7 protein-coding genes are annotated in these 8217 nt (G+C 73.6%); 3 read left to right on the top strand and 4 right to left on the bottom strand.

From position 1 onward, the window contains the following. A partial coding sequence (locus GTW08_RS05880) for a hypothetical protein (RefSeq protein WP_161151536.1) occupies window positions 1–367 on the top strand: 367 nt, incomplete at its 5' end. Between the two features lie 19 nt (window positions 368–386). Here the strand turns inward: GTW08_RS05880 and polA are convergent. After that, window positions 387–3182 carry a DNA polymerase I gene (polA, locus tag GTW08_RS05885; protein WP_073574651.1) on the bottom strand — a complete coding sequence of 932 codons (2796 nt, stop codon included), beginning with the start codon at window positions 3180–3182 and terminating at the stop codon, window positions 387–389. Window positions 3183–3271: 89 nt separating this feature from the next. Continuing rightward, on the bottom strand, window positions 3272–4021 hold the full coding sequence (locus tag GTW08_RS05890) for a YebC/PmpR family DNA-binding transcriptional regulator (protein ID WP_073574650.1): 750 nt from the start codon (window positions 4019–4021) through the stop codon (window positions 3272–3274). Between the two features lie 286 nt (window positions 4022–4307). Between GTW08_RS05890 and GTW08_RS32420 the strand changes: the two genes are divergently transcribed. Then, entirely contained in the window at window positions 4308–4586 is a 279-nt protein-coding gene (locus GTW08_RS32420; RefSeq protein ID WP_224402295.1) for a DUF1490 family protein, read from the top strand. A gap of 40 nt (window positions 4587–4626) precedes the next feature. Further along, window positions 4627–6822, top strand: a complete 2196-nt coding sequence (locus tag GTW08_RS05900; protein ID WP_073574648.1) for a heavy metal translocating P-type ATPase — start codon at window positions 4627–4629, stop codon at window positions 6820–6822. Here GTW08_RS05900 and GTW08_RS05905 read toward each other — a convergent pair. Further along, window positions 6765–7256: a hypothetical protein gene (locus GTW08_RS05905; RefSeq protein WP_073574647.1), complete on the bottom strand. Its 492-nt coding sequence runs from the start codon at window positions 7254–7256 to the stop codon at window positions 6765–6767. The two genes, GTW08_RS05900 and GTW08_RS05905, sit on opposite strands and share 58 nt — an antisense overlap. Before the next feature lie 86 nt (window positions 7257–7342). Continuing rightward, window positions 7343–7969, bottom strand: a complete 627-nt coding sequence (pdxT, locus tag GTW08_RS05910) for a pyridoxal 5'-phosphate synthase glutaminase subunit PdxT (protein WP_073574646.1) — start codon at window positions 7967–7969, stop codon at window positions 7343–7345. Window positions 7970–8217 lie beyond the last annotated feature (248 nt).

Raw genomic sequence — 8217 nt, forward strand, 5'->3', positions numbered from 1 at the left:
TTCCGTGGAACGCGCGGTCGCCGCGGCGGGCGACGCCGACGCGGTCGTCGTGATCCACACCGACGACGCCGACGTCCTCGCCGCCGCCGGACGCGACCTGGCCGCGGTGCTGCGTCACGAACGCGACACCCGACGCCTCACCGGCCCTCGCGACACCACGGCCGGCGCCACGACCCGCACGCCCGGCCCGACCGGGCGGCTCTGCGCGATCCTGCACACCCAGGCCCGCAGGCAGGACGTCGCGGTGGAGCAGCTCGTCGCCGAGCTGGGCCGCGCCGCCCGGATCCTCGCGCCGGGACACCTGCGTCACCCCTCCGGAGCCGGATACGGCGCCGGCGCCGCCGCACCGGGAGCGGTCCTCGGCTGAGCCCGGGCCGGGGCGCGGGTCAGTGCGCCGCGGCGTCCCAGCTGCGGCCGGACCCGACCGACACCTCCAGCGGCACCGACAGGTCGGCCGCGGCCGCCATCTCGCGGCGCACCAGCGCTTCCAGGGTCTCGCGCTCGCCGTCGGCGACCTCGAGGACGAGCTCGTCGTGCACCTGCAGCAGCATCCGGCTGCGCAACCCCTCGGCCTGCAGCGCCCGGTACACCCCGAGCATCGCGACCTTGATGATGTCCGCCGCGCTGCCCTGGATCGGGGCGTTGAGCGCCATCCGCTCGGCCATCTCCCGACGCTGACGGTTGTCGCTGGTCAGGTCGGGCAGGTAGCGCCGCCGCCCCAGGATGGTGGCGGTGTAGCCGTCCTTGCGGGCCTGGTCGACGACACCTGCGAGGTAGTCGCGCACCCCGCCGAACCCGGCGAAGTAGTCGTCCATCAAGCCCTTGGCCTCCTCGGTGGAGATCCGCAGCTGCCCGGACAGACCGTAGGCCGACAGCCCGTAGGCCAGGCCGTAGTTCATCGCCTTGATCTTGGCGCGCTGCTCGGGCGACACCTCGGCCGCCGCGACGCCGAAGACCCGGGCCGCGGTCTCGGCGTGGAAGTCGTGCTGTGAGCGGAAGGCCTCGATCAGCGCGGCGTCCTCGGACAGGTGGGCCATGATCCGCATCTCGATCTGGCTGTAGTCCGCGGTGAGCAGCTCCGCGTACGGCGCGCCGTCGGGGCCGGATCCGACGACGAACGCGTCCCGGATCCGGCGCCCGGCGGCGGTGCGGATCGGCACGTTCTGCAGGTTCGGGTCGGTCGAGGACAGCCGGCCGGTCGCGGCGATCGTCTGCGAGTACGTGGTGTGGATCCGGCCGTCCTCGGCGACGGACTTCATGAGCCCGTCGACGGTCACCTTGAGCCGGGTCGCGTCGCGGTGCTGCAGCAGGAACTGCAGGAACGGGTGCTCGGTCTGCTCGTAGAGGCTCGCCAGCGCGTCCGCGTCGGTGGTGTAGCCGGTCTTGGTGCGCTTGGTCTTGGGCATCTCCAGCTCGTCGAACAGCACGACCTGCAGCTGCTTTGGCGAGCCGAGGTTGATCTCCTTCCCGATCACCTCGTAGGCCTGCCGCGCGGCCTCGCGGACCTGGGCGCCGAAGTCCGACTCCAGGTCGGACAGGGTCTCGCCGTCGACGGCGATCCCGGCCGCCTCGCAGTCGGCCAGCACGAACGCCAGCGGCAGCTCCAGGTCGGCCAGCAGCTCGCTGCCGCCCCGCTCGGCGAGGTCGGCGTCGAGGGCGTCGGCGAGCTCGGCGATCGCCGAGGCCGCGAGCATCTCCTGCTCCGCGGCCCGGGTGTCGGCCTCCTCCTCACCGCCGAGCAGCGACAGCTGCCCGTCGGCGGGCTCCTCGGTGCGCAGCTCGCGGCGCAGGTAGCGCAGCGCGAGGTCGGCCAGGTCGAACGTCCGCTGCCCGGGCTTGGCGAGGTACGCGGCGAGCGCGGTGTCGCTGGTCAGCCCGCCCAGGGTCCAGCCCCGCGCGCGCAGCGCGTGCAGCACCGCCTTCACGTCGTGCGCGGCCTTCGGCACGGACGCGTCGGCGAGCCAGTCGCCCAGGGCCGCCTCGTCGTCCGGGGTGAGGCCGGTCAGCGCGAGGTAGCCGGCGGCCGGGACACCGGCGGTGGCGCCGGAGGCCCGCTGCTCGACGGTCGGCTCCCCCGTGGCGAGCGCGATCCCGTCGAGGTCGCGCCCGGCGATCGGGCCGGTGACCCCGGCGAAGCTCACCGCGACGCGACGCCCGTCGCGGGCGTGGGCGTCGAGCCAGGCCCGCGCCGCGCCGGGTGCGACGACCTCGCCGGAGACCTCGAAGCCGGACTCGGCCTCGGGCTCGGCGGAGGAGAGGGTGGAGAACAGGCGCTCGCGCAGCACCCGGAACTCCAGCTCGTCGAACAGGCGGTGCACCGCGTCGCGGTCCCAGGGGCGCAGCTCGAGCTCCTCGGGGGCGGCGCCGAGGTCGACGTCGCGCACCAGCTCGGTGAGCTGGCGGTTGAGCAGCACGTTCGCCAGGTTGGCCCGCAGGTTGTCCCCGGCCTTGCCCTTGACCTCGTCGACCCGGTCGGTGAGCTCGGCGAGCGAGCCGAACTCCCGGACCCACTTGGCCGCGGTCTTCTCCCCCACCCCGGGGATGGAGGGCAGGTTGTCCGAGGGGTCGCCACGCAGCGCCGCGAAGTCCGGGTACTGGGTCGGGGTGAGCCCGTAGCGCTTGTCGACCTCGGCCGGGTCGATCCGGCCGAGGTCGGACACGCCGCGCTTGGGGTACAGGACGGTGATGTCGTCGGTGACCAGCTGGAACGCGTCACGGTCGCCGGTGGTGATGAGCACCTGGTAGCCGTGCCCCTCGGCCTGGGTGGCGAGGGTGGCGATGAGGTCGTCGGCCTCGAACCCGTCGACGGCGAACACCGGGATGTTCAGCGCGGCCAGGACCTCCTTGATGAGGTCGATCTGGCCGCGGAAGTCGTCCGGCGTCGACGAGCGGTTCGCCTTGTACTCGGCGTAGCGCTCGGAACGGAAGGTCTTACGCGACACGTCGAAGGCGACCGCGAGGTGGGTCGGCTCCTCGTCACGCAGCAGGTTGATCAGCATCGAGGTGAAGCCGTAGACCGCGTTCGTGGTCTGCCCGGTACCCGTGCGGAAGTTCTCCGCGGGCAGCGCGAAGAACGCCCGGTAGGCCAGGGAGTGGCCGTCGAGCAGCAACAGGCGCGGCTTCGCCGGTGCCTTCTTCTTCGCCGAGGCCGACTTCTGGGTGCCCTGCGTCGCTGTGCTCATCGGCGGCGAGTCTAGAACCGACCCCCGACAGCGAACGCGGCCGCGCCCCTGGTGGGGACGCGGCCGCGTACGGACCTGCCGGGGCGACCTCAGCCGACCTCGGCCATGACCTCGTCGGAGACGTCGAAGTTGGCGTAGACGTTCTGGACCTCGTCGGAGTCCTCGAGCGCCTCGATCAGCTTGAAGACCTTCTTCGCACCGTCGGCGTCCAGCTCGACCTGCATCGACGGCACGAAGACCGCCTCCGCGGAGTCGTAGTCGATGTCGTTCTGCTGGAGCGCGGTCCGCACCGCGACGACGTCGGTCGGCTCGGAGACGACCTCCCAGCTCTCGCCGAGGTCGTTCACCTCCTCGGCACCCGCGTCGAGGACGGCCATCAGCACGTCGTCCTCGGACAGCTCGGCCTTCGGCAGCACCACGACGCCCTTGCGCTGGAACAGGTACGCCACCGACCCCGGGTCGGCCATGGTGCCGCCGTTGCGGGTCATCGCCGTCCGGACCTCGGTCGCCGCCCGGTTCCGGTTGTCGGACAGGCACTCGACCAGCACCGCGACCCCGTTCGGGCCGTAGCCCTCGTAGGTGATCGTCTGGTACTCGGCGCCTCCGGCGTCGGCACCCGAACCACGCTTGACCGCACGGTCGATGTTGTCGTTCGGGACCGAGCTCTTCTTCGCCTTCTGGATGGCGTCGTAGAGCGTCGGGTTGCCGTCGGGGTCACCGCCGCCGGTCCGGGCCGCGACCTCGATGTTCTTGATCAGCTTGGCGAACATCTTGCCGCGGCGGGCGTCGATCACGGCCTTCTTGTGCTTGGTCGTCGCCCACTTGGAGTGACCGCTCATCGGCTCGTCTGCCCACCTCTCGTGCTCGCACCGCGCACGCGACGCGCGGTGAGGGGCAGGTCCGACGCCCCGCAGCGCGAGCTGCGGTCGGGCCGACCTGCGGGAACCCGTCAATGTTACCGACGACGCGGCTCCCCGCCGGGCCGGGCCCGCGCACGCCCCCCGTCACCGACACATGCAAGATCGACTATGCTTCGCCACCACGTCCCGCCGGGAACCCGGCGCGGACTACGCTGACAACCGTTATCGGCACCTGCACCGGGCGCCGGTCGCGAGAGGAGCGCACGTGTTCGGAGCAGTGGCAGGCAAGGCCGTGGGGCTCGTCGTGAGCGGGCTGGCCGGCGCGGTCGCCTACGACGGCGTCAAGAAGGTCGCGCGCTCCGGCGCCGTCCGCGAGGCCGCCGTCTCGATGACCACCTGGGGCCTCAAGGGCGCCCGTGCCGCCGAGACCGGCGCCGAGAAGGCCCGGCTGGCGACCGCCGACATCGTCGCCGAGGCCCGCGGCCGCATCGGCGAGGAGGCCCCCGCCCCGGGCAACGGCCACGGGCACGGCCACGAGCACTGATCCCGGCCCTCCGGGCACGACGAGCGAGACGAGCGAGACCGTGAGCACCGACACCGCCGGCCCGGACGCCACCGTCCTCAGCGACGCCGCGGGCCGCATCCGCTTCGCCGTCCCGGCCCTGCGCGGGCGGACCGCGCTCGCCGTGGCCGTCGAGGACGAGCTGGACCACGTCGGCGGGGTGCGGCAGGTGCACGCCTACCCGCGCACCGGCAACGTCGTCGTCTGGTACCGCCCGGGCTGCGACCGGGTCGAACTCGTCGAGGCCATCGGCAAGGGTCTGGGCGCCGAGCCCGAGGCCACCGCGGCCCGCACCCCTCGCTCGGCCGACCAGCACAACGGGGAACTGGCCCGGCTGGTCGTCGGCGGGGTCGCGCTCGCCGCACTCGGCTTCCGCCGCTACGCGCTGCGCCGCCCGCCGCTGCTCGGGCCGGCCAGCCGCACCGTCGCCACCGGCGTCACGATCTTCACCGGCTACCCGTTCCTGCGCGGCGCGCTCCGCTCGCTGGCCGGCGGGAAGGGCGCGGGCACCGACGCTCTCGTGTCCGCGGCGACCGTCGCCAGTCTCGTGCTGCGCGAGAACGTCGTCGCGCTGACCGTGCTGTGGCTGCTCAACATCGGCGAGTACCTGCAGGACCTGACGCTGCGCCGCTCCCGGCGCGCGATCTCCGAGCTCCTCACCGGCGCCACCACCCGTACCTGGACCCGGCTGGCCGGCGGCACCGAGATCGAGATCGACATCGCCGACCTGTCGGTGGGCGACGAGGTCGTGGTGCACGAGCGGATCGTGCTCCCGGTCGACGGCGAGGTCGTCGACGGGGAGGGCGTGGTCGACCAGGCCGCGATCACCGGCGAGCAGCTGCCCGTCTCGGTCGCCCCCGGGGCCGTCCTGCACGCCGGGTCGGTGCTGCTGCGCGGCCGGATCGTCGTGCGCGCCACCGCCGTCGGGCAGGACACCGCGATCGGGCGGATCATCGACCGGGTCGAGCAGGCCCAGGGCGACCGGGCCCCGATCCAGACCGTCGGCGAGAACTTCTCCCGCCGGTTCGTGCCGGCCTCGTTCCTGCTCTCGGCGCTGACCCTGGTCGTCACCCGCGACGTGCGGCGCGCGATGACGATGCTGCTCATCGCCTGCCCGTGCGCGGTCGGCCTGTCCACCCCGACGGCGATCTCCGCGGCGATCGGCAACGGCGCGCGGCGCGGCATCCTCATCAAGGGCGGCGCGCACCTCGAGGCGGCCGGCCGGGTCGACGCGGTGGTGTTCGACAAGACCGGCACCCTCACCCAGGGCCGCCCGGTCGTCACCAACGTCATCTCCTTCCACGACGACTGGGCGCCCGAGCAGGTCCTGGCCTACGCCGCGTCCTCGGAGATCCACTCCCGGCACCCGCTGGCACAGGCGGTCATCCGCTCCACCGAGGAGCGGCGGATCGAGATCCCGCCGCACGAGGAGTGCGAGGTCCTGCTCGGCCAGGGCATGCGGGTCCAGGCCGACGGACGGGTACTGCTCATCGGCTCACGCGACCTGCTCCGCGCCCAGGGCGTCACGGTCCCGCGCAAGGCTGCGGACTGGGTGCGGCGACTGCAGAAGGCCTCGGAGACGCCCCTGCTGCTCGCCGTCGACGGCGCGCTGGTCGGCCTGGTCTCGCTGCGCGACACCGTGCGGACCGAGGCCCGCGACGTGCTGGAACGGCTGCGTGCCGACGGCGTCACCCGGATCGTCATGCTCACCGGCGACCACCCGCAGACCGCGAAGGCCGTCGCCGAGGAGCTCGGCATCACCGAGTACCGCGCCGAGGTCATGCCCGAGCAGAAGCAGGACGTGGTCCGGGCGCTGCAGGCCGAGGGCCACACCGTCGCGATGATCGGCGACGGCACGAACGACGCCCCCGCGCTGGCGTTGGCCGACATCGGGATCGCGATGGGCGTGGCCGGGACCGACGTGGCGGTCGAGACCGCGGACGTCGCCCTCGCCGCCGACGACCTCCACGCGCTGCTCGACCTGCGTGACCTTGGGCGGCGCTCGATCACCCTGATCCGGCAGAACTACGGCATGTCGATCGCGGTGAACGCGGCCGGGCTGCTGGTCTCCGCCGGCGGGGCGATGTCACCGGTGGTCGCGGCGATCCTGCACAACGCCTCCAGCGTCGCGGTCGTCGCGAACAGCTCCCGGCTGATCCGCTACCGGATCCCCGCAGGCGTGGCGACGACCGTCGTCGAGGGTGAGGTCGTCCGGTAGAAGGCCCGCGCGGCGGGGTGGAACAGCAGCACGACGGCGCCGACCACCTCGGCCACGTGCAGACCGCGCAGCGCCGCCGCGACGAGCTCGGGCGCGGTCGCGGACACCAGGAACAGCCCGACCGAGCCCCCGTCGGTGAGGGCGCGCACCGGTTCGACGACCAGTGAGGCCGTCCCGAGTACACCGAGCACGCCGAGGACGGTCCACCGGTACACGCCGTGCCCGGAGCGCAGCTGCAGCACGACCACGCCCAGGACCAGGTAGATCCCGGCGCGGACGGCCAGCTCCCCGGTCGTGGGCGGCACCGGTGCGGCCAGCCGGACCAGGGACTCGGCGAGCCCGGCCAGGATGGCGCCGAGCCACAGCGCGACGCTGAGGTCCACCGCGGAGGGCAGGACGGGGCGCGACCCGCTGGGCACGACGGTGGTGGTCATGCTTTCCAGGGTCCCCGGGCCGGGCCGGCCGGCCCACACGGCGCTCCCCCCGGTGGACCTGGGGTATCCCCCACCCCCGTGGGGGGTCAGCCTGCGGCGCGCACCATGTCGACGAACAGCGCGTGCACCCGCCGGTCCCCGGTCAGCTCGGGGTGGAACGACGTGGCGAGCACCGGGCCCTGCCGGATCGCGACCGCGCGCCCGGCCGCCTCACCCGCGTCGGCACCGGCGCTCGTGACGTCCGGGACGGAGGCGAGCACCTCGACGTCGCCGCCGGTCTTCTCCACCCACGGGGCGCGGATGAAGACCGCGTGCACCGGACCACCGATGAGCCCGGTGAAGTCCAGATCGGTCTCGAAGGAGTCGACCTGGCGGCCGAAGGCGTTGCGCCGCACGACGACGTCGAGCCCGCCGAGCTGGTGCTGGTCGGGGCGGCCGTCGAGGATCTCCTCGGCCAGCAGGATCATGCCGGCGCACGATCCGTAGGCGGGCAGCCCGTCGCGGAGCCGGGCCCGCAGCGGCTCCAGCAGCTCGAAGGTGTCGAGCAGCTTGGACATGGTCGTCGACTCGCCGCCGGGCAGGACGATGCCGTCCACCGCGGCCAGCTCGGACGCACGGCGGACCGGCACGGCCTCGGCGCCCGCCGCGGTCAGCGCCGCCACGTGCTCGCGGACGTTGCCCTGCAGGGCCAGCACACCGATCCTCACCGCCATGCACGTCAGCCTAGACCCGTGCGACCTGCGGTAACCGCCCGTCCGGGGGTGAGCCGCGGCACCGTACGGCGGTGCCGCGCCCCGGGGTGCAGGACGGATCCTGGGCCTTCGCGCGGTGCCGGGCACGGCCCCGCCCGGGCACACGGGGGTGGGGCGTCATGGACATCGGAGCGACGGTGCGGGTCTTCCGGGCCGAACCCCTGGCTGCGCCGGGCGACCCGGACCGGGCGCCGGCGCACCCGCCGACC

This window comes from Pseudonocardia sp. SID8383 (assembly GCF_009864975.1).
Classification (GTDB): domain Bacteria; phylum Actinomycetota; class Actinomycetes; order Mycobacteriales; family Pseudonocardiaceae; genus Pseudonocardia; species Pseudonocardia alni.